We start from the raw sequence: 17,752 nt of genomic DNA, 5'->3' as shown, positions 1-17,752 counted from the left end.
CCCGAGGTCGTCAGGGAGCGCAGGACTTCAGCTGCGTCGCGGTGGCGATCGTGCCCTCGATCCAGCGGCGGCGCAGGAAGTGCGCCTTCAGCAGCCGGTGGATACCGTCGAGCACCACCAGCCGGCCGCGGTACGCCACCAGGTTGATCGGGAAATCCAGGTCCGCGTCCATCACCCGCTGGTAGTGCGCGCGGAAGTTCATCGGCGTCTCCGCGACCTGGTGCGGCGTGACCTTGAAGCGCTCGCCCTCCAGCTGCCACAGCGGCAGGTCGAACATCCAGACCAGGTCGGCGATCTCGACCGGCTCGACCTTGAGATCGAGCTCCCACAACTTCGCCAGCTGCCAGCGGTACGGCGGGAACACCTCCCGCAACGCCTCCGGCATCATCGCGACCAGCTCGTCGAACGACACGTCCGGAGCCGCCCGATCCGCCACGGCGTCGAAGGTGTCGCCCAGCCCGTCGATCGTCACGACGGAGCACGCTACGCCATCAGCAGGGCGACCACGGCGTCGCGGACCGACGCACCTGCTCCGGCGAATACGTCAGACGTGCGCCATGCGGTGGATGATGACGATGGCCGAGTCGTCGCCCGGGCCGCCGGCGGCGGCGACGAGTTCGGCGGCGCCGCCCCGGAAACCCTGTGCCACCAGGCGTTCCGCGTGGCCGGCGAGGCGGTCGGTACCGCGGCCGATGTCCCGCCGCGGCGTCTCCACCATGCCGTCGCTGTACAGGAAGAGCGCGTCCCCGGGCTTCAACTGGCCACGGTTCGGGTCGAACTCGGCGGCCTCCATCAGCCCGAGCAGCGGCCCGTCCGCGTCGCGCGTCTGCCACCGCCCCGACCACGCGTCGAACTGGATCGCCGGCGGATGCCCGGCCGTCCGGACGTCGAACTCGCCGGTGTGCAGGTCCATCGCGACATGCACCACGGTCGCGAAGTCGTCGTCCCAGTCCTGACGCCGGATGTACCGGTTCGCCGACGGCAGGAACTCCTCCTCCGGTACGACGCCCAACAGCCCGCCGAACGCACCGGACAACAGCAGCGCCCGCGTCCCGGCATCGATGCCCTTCCCGGACACGTCGACCAGCGCCACCTCGAGTACGTCGTCATGCACCGTCGACACCACGAAGTCACCGGAGAACGAAGAACCACCGGCGGACCGGATCGCCACCTCCACCCGCCAACCGGGCGGCAGTTTGGGCAACTCGCCCTGCGCGGTCAGCGTGTCCCGCAACTCCATCAGCATCGACTCGCTGCGAGTGCCGGCCACGCCGAGCCGGCTGCGCACCTTCGCGCTCGCGATCATGATCCAGCCGACGATCGCGATCACCAGTACGAACCCGATCCGAGGCAGCGTCGGTCCGCGGGACACTACGACGTACAGGCCGAGCGCCGTGGTGATTCCGGTGAGCGCGACGAGCTCGCCGAACCGCAGCAGGACACCGCCGACCACCAACGGGATGATCAGGAAGGACGCCGGCACCAACGTCATCCACGTATCGCTCGCGATGGCGATCAACACCTGCACCATGGCGAGTGCGACGAACGCGACCCGGTGCGACTTGCGGGCGCGCCGGCCCAGCGCCTCGACCCGGCGGCCGATGCGTCGTGCCAGCGCGACACCGCCGCTCTTTCTCATGGTGTGAAGAAGATAACGGCACCTCTCCATTGACGCATCAATTCGCAACACGACTGAGAGTCGTCAGCCCTTGCGAGTGAGACCGGTTCGCTGGCATTTAGGGCACCAGAACAGGTTCCGGCCGGCCAGGATCTTGGTCCGGATCACCGATTGGCACACGTAGCAGCGCTGCCCCTGCCGCCGGTAGACGTAGACCTCACCGCCATGGTCGTCCTGGCGCGGGTCACGGCCCATCGCCTCCGGGGTGTGGTCGACGGCGACGGTGTCGATCCGGCCGGTCTCCACGCCGTACTTCATCAACTCGAGCAGGTCGTCCCACATGCCCTGCCACTCGCGCTTCTTCACCACGTTGCCGGGCGTCATCGGGTTCAGCTTGGCCCGGAACAACACCTCGGCGCGGTACACGTTGCCGACGCCGCTGAGCACGTCCTGGTTCATCAGCAGCTGCCCGATCGGCAGTTTGCTGCGGTGGATGCGCTTCCAGGCGAGCTCGGGGTCGGCGTCGTCCCGCAACGGGTCCGGGCCGAGCCGGCCGAGCAGTTTGTCGCGTTCCTCGCCGGTGATCACCTCGCACACGGTCGCCCCGCGCAGATCGGCGTACGCCGTCGCGTTCTGCAACCGCAGCCGGACCTGGCCGACCGGCTCGGGGACCGGAGCCGGCTTGATGTCCATCTTGCCGATCAGCCCGAGGTGGATGTGCAGGAAGCCCGCGCCCTCGACATCGGCGAGGAAGTGCTTGCCGTGCGCCTCGGTCTGCCGCAGGAGGTGGCCGTCGAGCAGTGCGGCGCCCTCGGCGAACCGGCCCTGTGGGCTGGACGCCCGGACCGGCCGGCCGCCGAACGCGTCCCAGACGTCGTTCGCCAACCGGTGCAGGGTGTGACCTTCAGGCATGATTCCTCATATGGGGACGACAGGTGGTTCCAAGGGGCGGAGCGGGCCGCCCACTCCAGCGGTGGTCGGCGTCGGCCGCAGCATGCGGGCTCGCGACGTCTCCCGGCCGCACCGGCCCGCCGGCCGCCGACCGGTGCTACCGCCACCGGACGGCGACCAACAGGGCACTCAGAAGACTCAGGGCACTCAGGACAGTCAGGGCAGCGGCGGGAGCTCGCCGGTCGACTCGTAGCCGGTCAGCATCTCGATCCGCCGGGTGTGCCGCTCCTCACCGGAGTAGTCGGTCGCCAGGAACGTGTCGACGAAACCGGCTGCCTCCTCCTCGGTGTGCATCCGGGCGCCCACGCTGATCACGTTGGCGTTGTTGTGCTCGCGACCGAGCCGCGCGGTGTCGGTGCTCCAGGCCAGAACCGCCCGGACCCCCTTCACCTTGTTGGCGGCGATCTGCTCACCGTTGCCGGAGCCACCGATCACGATGCCCAGACTGCCCGGCTCGTCGACCACCGCCTGTCCGGTGCGCAGGCAGTACGGCGGGTAGTCGTCCACGGCGTCGTACACCGCGGGACCGTGGTCCACGACGTCGTGCCCGGCAGCAGTCAGGTGCTGCACGAGGTGGTTCTTGAGTTCGAAGCCGGCATGGTCGGAGCCGATGTGCACTCGCATGGCGAGCAATCTACTGACACACCGGGACGCCCGGGAGCTTGGGTGCACCCGATCCGACGTACACGTTGGTCACGTAGCCGCCGTACTTCGGCAGATAGGCCCACCACTCACTGGACCGCGGCGGTACGTCGATCAGCTCGCCCTGCATCTGTCCGCTGACCAGAACCTCCACCCCGGACGGCAGGTGCCCCAGGATCCCACCGGACGTGTTGGGCGCTGTCCGCACCCGCACACCCTCCCCTGTGGTGATCACCCAGCTGCCGGCGCTCCGCACCGCACCCGGCACGGTCAGCGTCCGCGTCAACCGCGTCACGTCCGTGTACGCCTTCCCGTACTGTGTTCCGCTCGGGTGCAGCGTGAAAACGGCAACGATCGTCCGGTCGTCGACTCCGACGGTTCCAGTCGTATGCAGTGCGTCACTGACCAGGTCCAGCGCGGAGGACGGCTTCGCGCGATCGGACTGGTAGCCGCTGGACCCGTGGAACCCGGACCAGCCCTGCTTGAGGCTGAAGTCCGGGTCGAACACCGATGCGATGCCGAAGTACTGATCGAAGCCGTCCGTGCCGTAGCGGGTCGGCCGGCGCAGTAGATCCATCACGTACTCGCGGACCGGCTGCGGAGCCCGGTCCAGCACGTAGCGGTAGATCCGCACCGTGTCGGCTGCGGTAATCGCGACGTACCCCCAGAAGCCCGGGTGCGTGACTGGCGGGCCCGCCGTGTGGGTCAGACCGAGCCGCTCGACCATGCGGTCCACGATGGCCGTACCGCCGAGCTCTTCCCAGTAGTAGCTCGCCGCGTCGTCGTCACTGCTGCGCAGCATCACCTCGAGCCGCTCGCGGTCCGCGGCCGGTACGTCGTACTCCGGGCCGCGGTCCCACAAGAAGTCGAGCACGAGCAGCAGCTTCACCACCGACGCCGACCGGAACGCCCGATCCGCGTCGAGTTGCTGGACGAACTGCCCGGTCTGACGGTCGAAGACAGCCAGACCGGCTGTCAGCCCGTCCGGCACTACGAGGTCACCGACTGCTGGCAGCTCATCACGCAAGGTCATCTGGAACCTACTCACCACTGGACGGAATCCTGAGTGAGCAACTTTCACCGGCCGGAGGGCTCCAGGACAACCCCTGAACCGTCAGTCGAAGATCGGACCGCGGTCGCGGGTGCGCTTGATCTCGAAGAAACCCTCGGTCCCCGCGACCAGGCGGACGCCGTCCCACAGCTTGCCGGCCGCCTCACCCTTCGGGGCCGGCGTCACGACCGGGCCGAAGAACGCGGTGCCCTCGACCGAGATCACCGGCGTACCGACCTCCATGCCGACCTGGTCCATCCCGGCGTGGTGCGACTTCTTCAGCGCGTCGTCGTACCGGTCGGTGTCGGCCGCCTCGATCAGCGCCGCCGGCAGCCCGACCTCGGCGAGCGCCTCCTTGACGACGTCACCCTTGCCGTCGCCGATCCCCCGGCCGCCGACGTGGATCCGCTGGCCGAGCGCGGTGTAGAGCGGCAGCAGGACCTCGTTGCCGTGCGCCTGCTCGGCCGCGATCAGCACGCGGACCGGACCCCAGGCGTTGGTCAGGAAACTCTTGTACTTGTCGTTCAGCTCGTCACGGCCGTCGTTCAGGACGGCGAGGCTCATCACGTGCCAGGTCGTCTTCACGTCCCGGACCTGCTCGACCTCGAGCATCCAGCGGGACGTCATCCAGGCCCAGGGGCAGGCCGGGTCGAACCAGAAATCTGCGGAGGCAGTCATATTCACCATCATACAAAGTTGAAGGAATGGTTATACCGACTCGGTATCCCTTACCCAATGTCGGGGGGAAACCCGCATCCAACGTGTGAGCCAGGTGCATAGGATGCCGACATGCCTGGAACCAACCTGACGCGCGACGAGGCGCGTTCCCGGGCGGGCGTGGTCAGTGACGTGAGTTACGCGATCGAGCTCGACCTGGCCAACGCCCCGACCGGAGCCCCGACGTACCCGTCGGTGACCACCATCACGTTCGCCGCCGAGGCCGGCGCGAGCACGTTCGCCGACCTGATCGCGGAGAAGGTCCGCGAGGTGACCCTGAACGGCGTCGCCCTCGACCCGGACACCGTGTACGACGGCGCCCGGATCCAGCTCGACGGGCTGGCGGAGCGTAACGAGCTGACCGTGGTGGCCGACTGCCTGTACTCGCGGACCGGTGAAGGGCTGCACCGCTCGGTCGACCCGGCCGACAAGGAGACGTACCTCTACACCCAGTTCGAGGTGCCGGACGCCCGCCGGGTGTTCACCACCTTCGAGCAGCCCGACCTGAAGGCCGTCTTCACCTTCACCGTGTCCGCACCGGCCCGCTGGGTCGTGATCTCGAACGCCCCGACGCCCGAGCCCACGCCGTACCAGGGTGAGAGCGGCGAGGAGCTGGCCCGCTGGGAGTTCCCGCCGACCGAGCGCATCTCGACGTACATCACCGCTGTGGTCGCCGGTCCGTACCACGTCGTCACCGACGTGTACGAGGGTCCGCACGGGACGTACCCGCTGTCGCTGCTGTGCCGTCCGTCGCTGAAGGGTGCGCTGGACGTCGACGACCTGTTCGAGGTCACCAAGCAGGGCTTCGCGCTGTTCGAGGAAGCGTTCGGTACGCCGTACCCGTTCCACAAGTACGACCAGGCCTTCGTGCCGGAGTACAACATGGGTGCGATGGAGAACGCGGGCTGCGTGACACTCCGCGACGAGTACCTGTTCCGCAGCCGGACGACGCACGCGGAGATGGAAGCGCGCGCCAACACCGTCCTGCACGAGCTGGCGCACATGTGGTTCGGCGACCTGGTCACGATGACCTGGTGGGACGACCTGTGGCTGAACGAGTCGTTCGCCGAGTGGGCCAGCCACTGGGCGCAGGTGGTCGCGACGACGAAGTACTCCGACGCGTGGACGACGTTCTGCAACGCCCGGAAGAACTGGGCGTACCGGCAGGACCAGCTGCCGTCGACGCACCCGATCGCGGCCGACATGATCGACTTCCACGCGGTCGAGGTGAACTTCGACGGCATCACCTACGCCAAGGGCGCCTCGACGCTGCGGCAGCTGGTCGCGTTCGTCGGTGAGGACACCTTCATCACCGCGCTGAAGGAGTACTTCCACGACCACGCGTTCGGGAACACCGAGCTCACCGACCTGCTGAAGCCGCTGGAGAAGGCGTCCGGGCGCGACCTGGACGACTGGACCGAGCGCTGGCTGCGGACCGCCGGGGTGAACACGCTGCGCGCCGACTTCGCGGTCGACGACCAGGGCGCGTTCACGTCGTTCGCGATCGAGCAGACCGCCACCGAGAAGTTCCCGGTACTGCGCCCGCACCGGCTCGCGGTCGGCCTGTACCGGCGTACCGACTCCGGCCTGGTCCGCACCGAGCGGTTCGAGGTGGACATCGACGGGCCGCGCACCGAGCTGCCTGAGCTGACCGGCGCGACCCAGCCGGACCTGGTGCTGCTGAACGACGACGACCTCACCTACGCGAAGATCCGGATGGACGAGCGGTCCCGGGCGACGCTGGTGGAGTCGATCGACCAGTTCACCGAGTCGCTGCCCAGGGCGCTCGCGTGGGGCTCCACGTGGGACATGACCCGCGACGCCGAGATGCCGGCCAGCCAGTACGTCGGCATCGTGCTGCGCGGCATCCGGGCCGAGACCGACCTGACCGGTGTCCGCTCGCTGCTCGCGCAGGCAAGCAACGCGATCAACCAGTACGCCGCTCCGCAGAACCGGGCCGCTCTGCGGGCACGGTTCGAGGAGGCGCTGGCCGGGCTGGTCGCCGAGGCGAAGGCGGGCAGCGACCACCAGCTGGCGTTCGTCCGGGCCTACAGCTCGGCGGTGTTCTCCACCGAGGGCGCTGACCGGCTCGCCGGATGGCTCGACGGTCGCGACCTGCCGGAGGGCCTGGTCGTCGACACCGACCTGCGCTGGACGCTGATCGTGGCGCTGGCCCGCCTCGGCCGGATCGGTGCGGACGAGATCGACGACGAGCTGACCCGCGACACCACGATCACCGGGCAGGAGCGGGCCGCCCAGGCCCGTGCGGCCCGGCCGACCGTCGAGGCGAAGGAAGAGGCCTGGCGGATCGCGGTGGAGTCCGAGGACACCCCGAACGAGACCCAGTTCCGGACCATCCTCGGCTTCCAGCAGCCCGGTCAGGAAGACCTGCTGCGGCCGTACGTCGACAAGTACCTCAGCGCCGCCAAGGACGTGTACACGCGGCTCGGCTCGTCGATGGGCGAGAACGTGCTGGTGTACCTGTCCCCGCGGCACCTGGCCGACCAGGGCGCGCTGGACGCGCTCACCGGCTGGCTGGCCGCCGAGTCGTCGTCGGTCGACGCGCCGACGCTCCGGTACGTCACCGAGGCCCAGGCCGACCTGACCCGCGCGATCGCCGCGCAGGCGACGGACATCGTCTAACAAGCGCTCTGACAAGCGCTCCGGCACTGCCGGTCTCTTCTGAGGCCGGCAGTGTCGCTTTTCGACCTCATCGTGCGGTAAGACTGGGTCGGTGCCCGCCTCTGATCCCGCCTTGGCCGGTGCGGCAGCTGTTGCGCTGACCGGACTCGCAGAGGCGTACCGACCCCGCCCCGTCACGCCGCTGATGCCGTGGCGGTACACCAACCGTCTGGTGAAGCCGTACGTCGTGACCGCGCGCGGCCGGCAGTGGGACGACCAGATGGTCGACATCGCCCGCGGTACGGCGACCCGTCAGCTCGAGTTCGACGACGCGATGGGCTCGGTCGGCCTCGGAGTCGTCGTACTGCACCTCGGCGAGGACGCCATCCACCTGGTGGTGCAGAGCTGGGCGCGAGACTTCCACTCCCGCCTGAGCATCTTCAGCGGCATGGACGTCGACGACCTCCGCCCGGCCCCGCTCGGCGCCGCTCCCTGCATCTGGGAACTAGAAATCCTCAGCCACGAGCGCGCGGCGTACGTCACCCACATCCTCACCGGCGACGTCGACATCGACACCTGGCTAGAAGACGCCCTCGACACCCGCCCCCAAGCAAACTACGACGGCATCCCGTCAGGCACGTAGCCCTTCGAGCAGGACCGCCGCGTTGTGACGCACGTGATCGGTCGGGTCGTCACGACCGAGCTCCCGCACGAGGTCGACCAGCTCAGGCCACGGCAGGTACCCGGTAGCCACCACGATCGCCTGCCGGATACCTGCATCGTCATCGGTGCGCGCCAGCGCGCGGAACGCTTCGACCAGCTCCGTCTGAGGCGCTCCAGTCGCCGACAGCGCGGCGGCGTAGATCGCCCGCAACCGGTCATCGCGACTCTCAGCAGTCTGCTCCGCAACCAACGCATCAGCCGGAGACCACAGGGCGCACCCAGCCTCGATCTGTCCACGGGCGGTCGCGACATCATCGCCGTACAGCGTGACGTAGCTCAACCCGACCAATCCGTCCTCGACGTAGTGGATCTCCACCGCCCCGTCCTCGGTACGCCAGACGTCGACGTACGGGTCGTCGCCGATCCGGCCGACGTCCACCAGATCCCAGTCGTGATCCCACGTCACCTGGCTCAGGACCGTCCTGGTCACCGGCTGCTGCTTGAGGACCAGGCGTTCGTTGAAGCTGGTCATCCACCACTCCTCACCGACGCACAGGAGGCATGACCTTATCCACGCACTGGTGTCAGTTCTGGCCGGGTGCGTCTAGGCGGTGGCGTTGGTCGGGGGTTAGGTGCAGGTCGGTGGCTGCGAGGGTTTCGTTGAGTTGGGCGACTGAAGACGCGCCTACCAGCGGGATGATTGGGATGTCGCCGCCCATCAGCCATGCCAGGACCACCTGGTTCGCGGTGGCGCCGGTCTCGCGTACTATGTCGTTCAGCGCGAGCTGGCGAGCTCTAGTACCGGCGTGGTCGTACGACTCGTCCAGGGGCTTGTCGGCTCGGACATAGCCGCCGCTGAGGAGTGGTGAGTACGCGACCAGCGTCATGCTCGGCTCAGCACGTAGATAGCTGAGCAACTGTCCGTCGGCCACCCCGATGGCACCGTCGCGCGAGCGGAGCCCACCCTGGTCGGTTCTGGCCCGGAAGTACGTGTGGTGGTGTTGCAGCACCTCACACCCCGGCAACCCTGCCGCAGCGGCCAGCGTCCGGAAGCGCTCGATCTGCCAGCTCCAGTAGTTGCTCAGCCCGACCAGACCGACAGTCCCCTCCGCGACATGCGACCCGAACGCCTCGACCTGCTCCTCCAGCGGTACGGCGGGATCCGGGACGTGGGCGTAGTACACGTCGACGTGGTCGCGGCCGAGATTCTCCAGGCTGCGAGCCAAGGACTCCTTGATGACCTGCGTCGACAGGCCCTCCAGGTCCTCGCTCAACTGCTTCGCGGGGCGCGGCGGCCGGCCGCCTACCTTGGTCGCGATCGTGAGCTCGTCCCCCAGGCCGCGGCTCCGCAGCCAGCGGCCGAGCAGTCGCTCGCTCTCGCCGCCCTGGGTGCCGTTCACCCAGAACGCGTAGTTGTTCGCCGTGTCCACGAACGTCCCGCCGGCCTCGACGTACCGGTCCAGGATCGCGAACGACGTCGACTCGTCGGTCGCCGTCCCCATCAGCATCGCCCCGAGGGCGATCTGGCTCACCCGGCGCTGCCGCGCGGGGTCACTGCCTATCGTCAGATAACGCATGCCGGCAGCCAATCAACTAGAGCGCTGTCTAGGTCAAGACATTGCGGATCCGCAGTCGTCCAACCTCGTTCTGTAAGAGTCAAACGATTGTTCGTCGGCGCATCGTGAGGGACTGTGTGCGGTGCGCGATTCCCTTGCAGGGAAAGAGATTCTTGCCACCTGAGAGATGCTCACTTACCGAGCGGTTCGGTCTAAGCTGCAGCGACCTGACCATCAGGGGTGATCTGGGGAGGGGCCCTTGCCGTGACACCTGTCGATCACCGGAAGCCGCCCGCCCGGGCTGCCCGGAGACAACAGAAGACCAGCGCCAGACGCAGCGCCGCCAAGCCACGGCGGGCACAGCGTTCGCACAGCGCCATCGGCGCGGCGGTGGTCGCCGGGGCCGCACTGGTCGCGGTGTTCGCGTTCATCCTGACGCGTGGGACGTCCGCGCAGTCGCCGGACGACGGACTGGGGATGGGCTCGGGGACGGACAGCGGCGCCGCCGCACCGGCCGCGCCGACCGCGAGTACGAGCGGCAGCGCGACCAAGGCGGACCGCAGCCCGCCGTCCTCCGCGACGGCGCCCAAGACCGCCCCGAAGGCAGCGCCCAAGACCGTGCCGACGACTGGCACGACCACGCCGCCTCAGGTCAACACTGGGCTGACCTCACCGGTGTTCAAGCGCGGTCAGTGGATCGCAGTGCTGGACAAGTACCCGACCGACGTCGGTCTCGACGCGGCCGAGGCAGCCAAGGCCAGCGCGACGGCCATCACCCGCGCCGGGATCCCGGCGAAGGCGATGCTCGTCAACGGTCAGTACCCCGGCCTGCGGAACAGCTCGCTGTCACCGGTCACCGACACCTGGGTCGTGTACCTCGGCCCCGGCACGTCCTCCGAGCAGATGCTCAACCTGTGCCTGGACCCGCGCACCCAGCGGGCGCACCCAAGCCCCGCCTGCCCAACCTACGAGCCAGCCGCCGGCCCAGCCAACTGATCAGCCGCGGTTGTAGGGCTGCACCGCCGCCTTGCTGCCGCCGATCCTCACGTTCCGGAAGTCGGAACGGAACGTCGCGCCCGGCTGGTAGTCCTTGTACATGCCGAACTTGATCCTGAACTCGTTCTTGAAGGAGTCGTCCTTGCAGGTGGAACGCGTCGCGTAGCCGAAGTACTCATCCTGCTCGAAGACCTTCTCCTCGACGGTGGTCGCTCCCACTCTTTTGTGGTACACCGCGATACTCCCCATCGGGGCGCCGTCGTGGTAGGGCTCCACCCGGTACTTGATGACGAAGGAATGCCACTCGTCGGTCCCGACGCTCCTGGTCGCCAGCGCCGTGTTGTAGTCCTTGCCCGGCTCCTCGCCACGGCGCACGAACTGGACATTGTGCCCGTTGCCGGCACCGGACTGGATGCGCACGCCGCCGATCGGGTTCGCTCTGCACTGCCACAGCTGCAGCACGTACGCCCCGCTGCCCGTCACGTCGTCGACGCCCGCGGGGATGCGAACGTCGAACCCGACCCACACGTCGGTGTGGAACGGCAGGTCCCACCCCGTCGCCAGCTCCGAGCGGTCCCGGAGGGTGTTTCCAGCAGCGTCCTTCCAGGTGTTCTTGGCGGCGTCCTCAACGATGGCGCCTTCGTACCTGAAGTCCTTGTCCGTGCGGAACGTCAACGCCCGCGCGTCCGAGGTCCCGGTGATCTGGGGTGCCTGCGCCGCTCCCTGACACTTGCCAGGAAACCAGCCGGTGCCCTCCCGGAGGTTGCCGCCGGCACCCAACGTCGGACTGCAGGCACTGGCGTTCTCGATCGTCCAGCTCGCACCCGCGATACCCGCCGAGTAGCTGGGCACCGCGGTATCTGCCGCGCTGGCGGTTCGTGAGTTCGTCACTGCGGCGAAACCCACCGAGGCGCTCAGGGCCAACGCCACGGCCAGAGCCATCGTCTTTCGAGCAAGTCGACTGGGGGCGGAGATTTGCATCTGTGTCATCCCTTGCTTGTAGGGGAAATGCTTCGTTCCATGGCTGCGGTTGACGGGATCTCAGGGGCGGGCAGGTCTTGCCTTCGCAGGGTTTCTGCGAACGCTTTGAGGCTCGGGGTCCGGTAGACGGCGGCGGCTTCGTCGGCGAGCCACAGAGCGGTTCGGTCGAGGTCTGAGGGCTGCCGGGGCCAGATCCATCGACGGTCGTTGTTGGCGTTTCCGGCCCAGAAGTGGAACGCGTCGCGGAGACTGCCGAAGCCGGGTTCGGCGGGCGCGTTCCAGAGGTCGCGGCCTTCAGCAGCCGCGACTCGACAGCAGACGGCGAAGGCTCGTAGACAGTAGATGGTGTAGAGCAACGAGTCGGGACGAGCCAGTTCTCTCGGGAGCGCGCCGCCGACAGCGATGTGGCGCAGCCGGATGCCGAACCGATCGAGGATCTTGGTGAGCGCGCTCCGATCATCCACGAACTGCAGATAGCGCAGTACCTGCGCGTCCCACCAGACTCCGTGGTTGTTGGGCATCAGTTCTTCCTGGCGGCCGAGCTCGCTCGACCGCATCCAGTGGGTCAGCTCCGCGAACCAGTCCTGCAGGAGCGGGAGACGCTCGGTGAATCGTCCGGCCTTCACCAGCAGGTCGACGTGATCCACGAGGTCGGTCAGGAGCGTCGCCTCGATCTGCCCGATCGCCGCACCGTCGTGGCTACCGGGCAGCGCGGCAGCGTGAGCGAAGTTGGGGCGCATCGCGGTCGCCGGGTCCAGGAACCAGCGTTCGAGACGTTCGACCGCGGCGTCGGCGTAGCGTGCCTCGCCGGTACGGACGTGGGCTTGCACCAGGGTGTTGACGGCCGCGACCGTCTGCCGGAACCGCCGTTTGTCGTAGCGATCGCTCCACGCGTCCGGGTTCCGCCGGCCGTCGACCCTGATGTACGGCAGACCGTCGGCTGTCTCCGGATTCGGCCAGGAGTAGTTGCCGACCGAGTAGTAGTCGTGGGCGTCTCCGGTCCACTCCGACGGCTCCCGGTCGATGATGGAATACGGCCGACCGGCCAGGAACTCGTCGGCCCGGGCCACCAGTTGACGGCTCACTTGGGTCCCGCCTCCGAGAAGGCCTGTTGATACTCGGCCCGGATCTTGTCGCCTCCGCCGTTGCGCCACTTGGTCACGGCTGCCTTCCAGCTCGATACGGGTGCGCGTCCGGCCAAGATGCCGTTCCGCGCATCGGTCAGGTCCTTGCCCAGCTGCAGCCCCTTGGCCGCATCGGTCTCGGAGTACAGGCCCTGGGTCGGATCAGGGGCGAGAATCGGCAGAGCGGCTTCCTGGTAGTCGAAGCGGGCCTGGGCGACATCGCGCCGGCCCGGATCGTAGATGGCCAGGGTCGGTCCGCTGACGTACCCGAACGGCACCAGGCGCAGATTCTGACCGCGCGAGTTCATGATCGGGTCGCTGCCCTCGAACTTGAACGTCTGGCCCTCGATGCCGAAGTTGCGCAGCAGGTACTCGGAAGATCCGAACGGCGCGGCGAGCCAATCGAGTACCCGGAGCACCTCGCGGACCCGGTCCGGCTCGGCCTTGGTGACAGCGGTGAATGCCTGAGCCGCACTCCCCCGAGGATGGACGGGCTTGCTCGCCGCGTCGTAGCCGAACATCGGAAGAGACCCGAGCTTGAAGCCCGGTACCTCGGCTCCCCACATCTCGTACTTGCTCCAGCCGGCGTACCCGCCGAACACGATCGGCGTGGTGCCGTTGGTGAACCAGTCGTTGCGTTGGTTGTTGGACGCGACCAAGCCGTCCGGATGGAAGACGCCGGCGTCGGCCAGTTCGCGGGTGTCGGCCAGCGCCTTCTCGTACGCCTCGAGTTCGATGTTGGAGGTGAACTTCCCGCCGTCCTCGATCCAGCTGCCGGGGATGCCCAGGGAGGCCGCGATCATGGTCAGGGTGCTGCCCGGATCGCCGCAGGCCCAGCGGGACTTGCGCTCGTTGGTCAGGCCTTTCAGCAGGGCCTTGAACTCTCCGATGTCCTTGGGCTGCGCGGGCAGTCCGGTACCGGCGACGAGGTCGGCGCGGATCCAGGCGACCGACGGGATCGGTACCCGGGCGATCGGTACTCCCCACAGGGCGTTGCCGTACACGGTCTTGCGCCACGAGTCGGTGGACAGACCCGCCAGGTTCGGGTAGTCCTTGACGGCATCGCCCGACAAGTACTCCGTCAAGTCGGTGAACTTTGCCTTCAGCAACGCCGGCAACTGCTGCACCGAACCGTAGATCGACACCAGGTCGGGCAGATCCCCGCCGGCCACGGTCGTCGCGAACCGCTGAGCGTAGTCAGCCGCCGGCGCGTAGGTGATATCGAGCTGTCCACCAAGTCGCTTGTCGACCTCCTGCCACAGCGGATTGTCGGACTTGCCGGGCGCCACCGGGTCGAAGGTGTAGGTGAGTGCGGAGATCTGGCCACCCGACAACGGGGGCTTACTGACCGCCGCGACGGGATTCTGCGGGTACTCGAAGTACCCGCTCATCCCGAGCGGGCTTGCGCTCTTCAGCGCGGGTTCGGCGTTCCCGGCCTGGGCGAACGTCGGGAGAACGTCCGCTCCGATTCGGCCGGAGGTTCCCGTCGTCGTCTTGGCGGAGCAGCCGAGAGCTGATCCGGCGGCACCGGCGACGGCTGCCGCGGACAGCCCTTTGAGCAACGTACGGCGCGAAAACGCATCCATGGTTACGGTCCCTCCTCATGGCGGGCGTCCGGTCGATCAGCCTTTGACGGCGCCGATCAGGAGTCCCTTGCTGAAGTGCTTCTGGATGAACGGGTAGATGATCAGGATCGGGATGACGGACATGACGAGAATCGCCATCTGGATCGATGCCTGGGGCGGCAGCGACTCGGTCGACGCCGAGAGCTCGTCCGTACCGAGCGGCGTCTGGTTCACGACGAACGTCCGCAGGACAAGCTGCAGCGGCCATTTCTCGGGCGACGGCAGGTAGAGCAGGGCGGAGAAGAACGCATTCCAGTAGGCGACGGCGTAGAACAAGCCGACCACCGCCACGACGGCCTTCGACAGCGGCAGGACGATGAAGGTGAGGATCCGGAGTTCGCCGGCCCCGTCGATCTTCGCCGACTCGGTCAGCTCACCGGGCAGCTCGAGGAAGAAGGACCGCATCACGATCACGTTGAAGGCGTTGACCACCACCGGCAGGATCAACGCCGCCAGGTTGTCGATCAGGCCGAGCTGCTTGACGATCAGGTACATCGGGATCATGCCCGGATTGAACAAGAGGGTGAACAGTGTCATCAGCAGGATGGGCTTGTGCAACAGCGATCCCGGCCGCGACAGGGCGTACGCGAGCATGATGGTGCAGGCCAGCGACAGGACAGTGCCCACAGCGGTGACCACGACCGACACGGTGAGGGCCCGCGTCACCACTCCTCCCGACAGAACGGCCCGGTACGCCGCGAGCGACGGCTCGCTGGTGAAGAGGACAAGTCCACCGCGCGCGCTGATGTCGCGTTGCGGCGCCAGACTCGTCATCACGACGGCGACGAACGGGACGATCACCGCGAGGCAGGCGACGGTCAGCAGTCCACCGCGCGCCGCGGTCGCCCAGCGCGGTTGCCGCCCCATCCAGGCAGGCCGCTCGTCCGACGCCGTTTGACGGTTGCGCCGAGCCCGGCGTTCAGCGGTGGTCTCCAGCAGTCCGGTCATTTCGAGTACACCCCCCGCTCCCCCATCGCATGGGCGAGCCGGTTCGCCCCGAGCACGAGAACCACGCCGACGACGCCCTTCACCAGGCCGACCGCGGCCGAGACACCCCAGTTCCCGCCGATGATCCCGTTGTTGTAGACGTAGGTGTCGAGCACTTCGGAAGCCTGCGCGCCGACCGGACCCTGCTGCAGGAGGATCTGCTCGAAACCGACCGTGAGCGAATCACCCAGCCGCAGGATCAGCAGCAAGACGATCACGGGCCGGATCGCGGGCAGCGTGACGTGCCACAGCTGCCGCAGCGGGCCGGCCCGGTCGATCGCCGCCGCCTCGTACAGGTTCAGATCGACCTTGGACAGCGCGGCCAGGAAGATGATGGTCGACCATCCGGTGTCCTTCCAGATCACCTGCGACGTGATCAGCAGCTTGAACAGCTCCGGTACGCCGATGATGTGGAAGGTTCCCAGGTCCGCGGAGCGCAGCCACTCGTTCAGCATTCCGCCGTTCCCGAACATCTGCTGGAACAACGCCACGACGATGACCCAGGACAGGAAGTGCGGCAGGTAGAGGATCGACTGCGTCAGCCTCTTGGCTCGTTCGTTCAGCATCGAGTTGAGGACCAGAGCCAGCGCGATCGGCACCGGGAACACGAACAGCACCTGGACCATCGTGATGATCAAGGTGTTCACGAGCGCGTTCAGGAACTCCGGGTCGCCGTCGAAGATCACCGAAAAGTTGCTCAGGCCAACGAAATCCGATCCGCTGATGCCGAGGAACGGCTGGTAGTCCTGGAAGGCGATCACGTTGCCGAGCAGCGGCAGGTAGTGGAACACCACCAGGACGATCACTCCCGGCACCGCGAGCACGAGCAGCACCCGGTCCCGGTGCCACCGGGCCGCGAGCTGCCCGCGGAGGCGAGTCTCGCGGGCGGCAGGCGCACCGGGATCGGCGCCGATCCCAGGCCGCACCTTGATCCCCGACGACATCAGCGGATCCTGCTGCCGACCGCTGCGATGGCGGTCTCGACCATCCCCCGCACGCGCTCTTGCGCGCCGTCCCGCGTCTCGTGGGCGCGTTCGGCCGCGGCCAACCGGTCGTCGACGATCTTCTGCAGGAGTTGCCCGGCCGCAGCGTCGGCCCCAGGTCCCAGCTCGATCAGCGGCAGGCCGAGATCGTTGTACATCTGGCCCTTGATCGTGTCGGTCGGCTGCCGCAGGTAGATCGACGGAATGCCTTCCGCCAAGGCGATCAGAGGTGAGTGGCACTCCATGCTCACGACCGCGCCGGCCCGCCGGTACACCGCGGCAGCCTCGGTCAGGTCCCAGAACCGCGGCAGGATGTGGACCAGGTCGGCCACGTCGGCAGGGAAGGTCCCCGCGAACTCGGCCTCGGCGACTTCCATCGCGTAGCTCATCTCCGGCACGACGAGCGCCGGCTCGCCCGTGGCTCGCACCCAGCCGATCACGGTCTGCCGCAGAACGTCCAGGTCGGACTTCAGATAGCCCGCGTTGTAGGCCGTCCGGCGAACGTCCTCGGCCGCGGGTGGGTAGTTCCGGATCTGGTGGTACGGCGTGAAACGCAGCCGCGGTACGACGCACAGGAAGCGTCCGGGCTTCAACCCGTACTCCGCGAGAACCGCCTCGCCGTCGCTGTCGTCGACCACGTCGAACATCACGGTGGCGTCCGGACCGAACGCGATCGTGGGCGCTCCGAGGCCCTGGCCGGCCAGGAACCGCTCGGTCAGCGAGTCCCGGCAGTAGACGAACGCGGCCGTGTCGAGCACCTCGCGCTCGAGCTCGGTGAGCAGGTCACCATCGATCGCGCTGACCATGCTCGCCGCCCGCGCCAGCGTCGATCCGTACGGCCGGAGCGGATCGACTGTCACCCCGAAAATGCCATGCGGCTTTCCGGTCCGTCGATGCCATTCGGCGACCTCCACCTTGGCAACGAGCGATGGCCCCGACCCGTGGACCAAAAGGTCGCCTTCGGCAAACAACCGGTCCAGCTCCGGGCTGAGCGGCTCGCCGGGCACGACCCGGTCCTCGACGATCTCGACGTCCGGGAAGTAGCGGCGGAGCATCTGCCGTACGGTCTCGTCGATGCTGCGGGCCCACAGCGTCAGCTTCACTTCCGGCGCGTAGCGCTGAAAGGCTCGGAGCGCGCCCGGCGTATGGGCGACGTCGCCGATGTTGACGGTCTGCCAGCCGGAGACGAGAACGACGTGAACCATAGGAATTCCCTGTCCAGCCCAGTCCGGATGC

General features: G+C 67.8%; 17 protein-coding genes. 3 read left to right on the top strand and 14 right to left on the bottom strand.

Translation table 11 applies throughout. The features are described from left to right. Window positions 1-10 precede the first annotated feature (10 nt). From ACWGID_RS30540 to ACWGID_RS30515, 6 genes are all read right to left on the bottom strand, one after another. A complete protein-coding gene (locus ACWGID_RS30540; RefSeq protein ID WP_452202390.1) occupies window positions 11-472 on the bottom strand; it encodes a hypothetical protein in 462 nt (153 codons plus the stop codon). A 72-nt stretch (window positions 473-544) separates the two neighbouring features. Beyond that, window positions 545-1,639 carry a PP2C family protein-serine/threonine phosphatase gene (locus ACWGID_RS30535; RefSeq protein ID WP_452202388.1) on the bottom strand — a complete coding sequence of 365 codons (1,095 nt, stop codon included), beginning with the start codon at window positions 1,637-1,639 and terminating at the stop codon, window positions 545-547. A gap of 63 nt (window positions 1,640-1,702) precedes the next feature. Next, window positions 1,703-2,530, bottom strand: a complete 828-nt coding sequence (locus ACWGID_RS30530; protein WP_452202386.1) for an Fpg/Nei family DNA glycosylase — start codon at window positions 2,528-2,530, stop codon at window positions 1,703-1,705. Between the two features lie 195 nt (window positions 2,531-2,725). After that, window positions 2,726-3,193 carry a ribose-5-phosphate isomerase gene (locus ACWGID_RS30525; RefSeq protein WP_452202384.1) on the bottom strand — a complete coding sequence of 156 codons (468 nt, stop codon included), beginning with the start codon at window positions 3,191-3,193 and terminating at the stop codon, window positions 2,726-2,728. 10 nt (window positions 3,194-3,203) lie between these two features. Beyond that, window positions 3,204-4,244, bottom strand: coding sequence for a hypothetical protein (locus tag ACWGID_RS30520; RefSeq protein ID WP_452202382.1), 1,041 nt, complete (start codon window positions 4,242-4,244; stop codon window positions 3,204-3,206). A gap of 81 nt (window positions 4,245-4,325) precedes the next feature. Beyond that, window positions 4,326-4,940: a mycothiol-dependent nitroreductase Rv2466c family protein gene (locus tag ACWGID_RS30515; RefSeq protein WP_452202381.1), complete on the bottom strand. Its 615-nt coding sequence runs from the start codon at window positions 4,938-4,940 to the stop codon at window positions 4,326-4,328. 111 nt (window positions 4,941-5,051) lie between these two features. Between ACWGID_RS30515 and pepN the strand changes: the two genes are divergently transcribed. Further along, window positions 5,052-7,622: an aminopeptidase N gene (gene pepN, locus ACWGID_RS30510; RefSeq protein ID WP_452202379.1), complete on the top strand. Its 2,571-nt coding sequence runs from the start codon at window positions 5,052-5,054 to the stop codon at window positions 7,620-7,622. 91 nt (window positions 7,623-7,713) lie between these two features. Next, on the top strand, window positions 7,714-8,244 hold the full coding sequence (locus tag ACWGID_RS30505; RefSeq protein ID WP_452202377.1) for a hypothetical protein: 531 nt from the start codon (window positions 7,714-7,716) through the stop codon (window positions 8,242-8,244). Here ACWGID_RS30505 and ACWGID_RS30500 read toward each other — a convergent pair. Continuing rightward, a complete protein-coding gene (locus tag ACWGID_RS30500) occupies window positions 8,233-8,796 on the bottom strand; it encodes a HEAT repeat domain-containing protein (RefSeq protein ID WP_452202375.1) in 564 nt (187 codons plus the stop codon). The two genes, ACWGID_RS30505 and ACWGID_RS30500, sit on opposite strands and share 12 nt — an antisense overlap. A gap of 52 nt (window positions 8,797-8,848) precedes the next feature. Continuing rightward, on the bottom strand, window positions 8,849-9,841 hold the full coding sequence (locus ACWGID_RS30495; RefSeq protein ID WP_452202373.1) for an aldo/keto reductase: 993 nt from the start codon (window positions 9,839-9,841) through the stop codon (window positions 8,849-8,851). A gap of 243 nt (window positions 9,842-10,084) precedes the next feature. Between ACWGID_RS30495 and ACWGID_RS30490 the strand changes: the two genes are divergently transcribed. Next, window positions 10,085-10,816, top strand: coding sequence for a hypothetical protein (locus tag ACWGID_RS30490; protein ID WP_452202371.1), 732 nt, complete (start codon window positions 10,085-10,087; stop codon window positions 10,814-10,816). Here the strand turns inward: ACWGID_RS30490 and ACWGID_RS30485 are convergent, their stop codons facing one another. From ACWGID_RS30485 to ACWGID_RS30460, 6 genes are all read right to left on the bottom strand, one after another. Next, a complete protein-coding gene (locus tag ACWGID_RS30485) occupies window positions 10,817-11,707 on the bottom strand; it encodes a hypothetical protein (RefSeq protein ID WP_452202369.1) in 891 nt (296 codons plus the stop codon). Window positions 11,708-11,802: 95 nt separating this feature from the next. Beyond that, window positions 11,803-12,882, bottom strand: a complete 1,080-nt coding sequence (locus ACWGID_RS30480; RefSeq protein ID WP_452202367.1) for an alginate lyase family protein — start codon at window positions 12,880-12,882, stop codon at window positions 11,803-11,805. Next, window positions 12,879-14,507: an extracellular solute-binding protein gene (locus ACWGID_RS30475; protein WP_452202365.1), complete on the bottom strand. Its 1,629-nt coding sequence runs from the start codon at window positions 14,505-14,507 to the stop codon at window positions 12,879-12,881. Before ACWGID_RS30475 ends, ACWGID_RS30480 begins: the two co-directional genes overlap by 4 nt. Window positions 14,508-14,543: 36 nt before the next feature. Next, on the bottom strand, window positions 14,544-15,494 hold the full coding sequence (locus ACWGID_RS30470; protein WP_452202363.1) for a carbohydrate ABC transporter permease: 951 nt from the start codon (window positions 15,492-15,494) through the stop codon (window positions 14,544-14,546). Further along, the gene (locus tag ACWGID_RS30465) at window positions 15,491-16,477 is read right to left on the bottom strand and encodes an ABC transporter permease (protein ID WP_452202361.1); all 987 of its coding nucleotides are present in this window, start codon (window positions 16,475-16,477) and stop codon (window positions 15,491-15,493) included. Before ACWGID_RS30465 ends, ACWGID_RS30470 begins: the two co-directional genes overlap by 4 nt. Next, window positions 16,477-17,721 carry a polysaccharide pyruvyl transferase family protein gene (locus ACWGID_RS30460; protein WP_452202359.1) on the bottom strand — a complete coding sequence of 415 codons (1,245 nt, stop codon included), beginning with the start codon at window positions 17,719-17,721 and terminating at the stop codon, window positions 16,477-16,479. Before ACWGID_RS30460 ends, ACWGID_RS30465 begins: the two co-directional genes overlap by 1 nt. Window positions 17,722-17,752 lie beyond the last annotated feature (31 nt).

This window comes from Kribbella sp. NPDC054772, from assembly GCF_053611945.1.
This window is presented reverse-complemented; position numbering and strand designations above follow the sequence as displayed.

Excerpts from the sequence above, each read along its gene's own strand:
- ACWGID_RS30535 (WP_452202388.1), bottom strand. The coding sequence starts at position 1,639 with ATGAGAAAGAGCGGCGGTGTCGCGCTGGCACGACGCATCGGCCGCCGG.
- ACWGID_RS30530 (WP_452202386.1), bottom strand. The coding sequence starts at position 2,530 with ATGCCTGAAGGTCACACCCTGCACCGGTTGGCGAACGACGTCTGGGAC.
- ACWGID_RS30525 (WP_452202384.1), bottom strand. The coding sequence starts at position 3,193 with ATGCGAGTGCACATCGGCTCCGACCATGCCGGCTTCGAACTCAAGAAC.
- ACWGID_RS30520 (WP_452202382.1), bottom strand. The coding sequence starts at position 4,244 with ATGACCTTGCGTGATGAGCTGCCAGCAGTCGGTGACCTCGTAGTGCCG.
- ACWGID_RS30515 (WP_452202381.1), bottom strand. The coding sequence starts at position 4,940 with ATGACTGCCTCCGCAGATTTCTGGTTCGACCCGGCCTGCCCCTGGGCC.
- pepN (WP_452202379.1), top strand. The coding sequence starts at position 5,052 with ATGCCTGGAACCAACCTGACGCGCGACGAGGCGCGTTCCCGGGCGGGC.
- ACWGID_RS30500 (WP_452202375.1), bottom strand. The coding sequence starts at position 8,796 with ATGACCAGCTTCAACGAACGCCTGGTCCTCAAGCAGCAGCCGGTGACC.
- ACWGID_RS30495 (WP_452202373.1), bottom strand. The coding sequence starts at position 9,841 with ATGCGTTATCTGACGATAGGCAGTGACCCCGCGCGGCAGCGCCGGGTG.
- ACWGID_RS30475 (WP_452202365.1), bottom strand. The coding sequence starts at position 14,507 with ATGGATGCGTTTTCGCGCCGTACGTTGCTCAAAGGGCTGTCCGCGGCA.
- ACWGID_RS30470 (WP_452202363.1), bottom strand. The coding sequence starts at position 15,494 with ATGACCGGACTGCTGGAGACCACCGCTGAACGCCGGGCTCGGCGCAAC.
- ACWGID_RS30465 (WP_452202361.1), bottom strand. The coding sequence starts at position 16,477 with ATGTCGTCGGGGATCAAGGTGCGGCCTGGGATCGGCGCCGATCCCGGT.
- ACWGID_RS30460 (WP_452202359.1), bottom strand. The coding sequence starts at position 17,721 with ATGGTTCACGTCGTTCTCGTCTCCGGCTGGCAGACCGTCAACATCGGC.